The sequence below is a fragment of the Mesorhizobium sp. M7A.F.Ca.US.005.03.2.1 genome (genome assembly GCF_003997795.1).
Classification (GTDB): Bacteria; Pseudomonadota; Alphaproteobacteria; order Rhizobiales; family Rhizobiaceae; genus Mesorhizobium; species Mesorhizobium ciceri.
Genome location: NZ_RZRP01001415.1, coordinates 1 through 828, shown reverse-complemented (window position 1 = coordinate 828; position 828 = coordinate 1). Strand labels below are relative to the sequence as shown.

The window sequence follows — 828 nt, the reverse complement described above, 5'->3', positions numbered from 1 at the left end:
CTATTAACCAAAGCTAAAATTACTACCAGATATTGAGGCCGGGCGATTGACTTTTCGCCCGGCCTTATTTTTGCGCGCCATCAGCCTTCACGCCGATTCGGCGAGGGGTTATTGTCAGGTGATTCGGCGATGCTTCCAGCCCGAGAGGGTCAAGAGAGGCACGCATCAGGGCGGTCTTGCATTCAGGCGGCGGAGAGGACCAAGACATGCCGGGGCAACACCCGCACATAGCGGGACGGGCCGTTTCCGGCGGCCATGACGATTCGGGGATTGCTGGCTCCGCCCTGGAAGGGGGGAGCCTGTCCTGGCGCGCCCGCGCGTCGACATTCCTTGCCACCTCCGCGCTCGCGGGGCCCTTGGCCGGCGCCGCCGCGCATGCCGAGACCGCTGTTGCCAGCGTCGCCGGACTGTCGGTGAGTGCCATTGATGTCATGCAGCTTGCAGTGTTCGTCGGCGTGACGGGTGCCGCACTGATATCGGCCATCGTTCTCATCCGCGAAAGAGCCCGCACCTCGGCGGAGAATGTCGAACTCAGGAGCCGCCTCGCCGACATCAACGCGGCGCTCCGCCGTTCCGAGGCGCTGCTCAATCTGCGCGACCAGCGCGTCGTCGTCTGGGCTGCGGAAAACAAGAAGCCCGAGCTCATCGGCACATTGCCCGTCGAAAGCGGCGCTCCCGAGGATAGGGCCGCTTTTCTTGCTTTCGGCCGCTGGCTGATGCCGCGTTCGGCGGCGGCACTCGAACATGCCGTCGCGGGATTGCGCGAAAAGGCCAAACCCTTCGACCTGGTCATCGAATCGCAGGCCGGTGCGCCGCTCGAAGTGCATG

Annotated in this window: 1 pseudogene; it reads left to right on the top strand. The window is 64.3% G+C overall.

The features are described from left to right. Positions 1-206 precede the first annotated feature (206 nt). Positions 207-828 (top strand): annotated as a pseudogene (locus EN991_RS38185) (alkaline phosphatase); the annotation flags it as partial.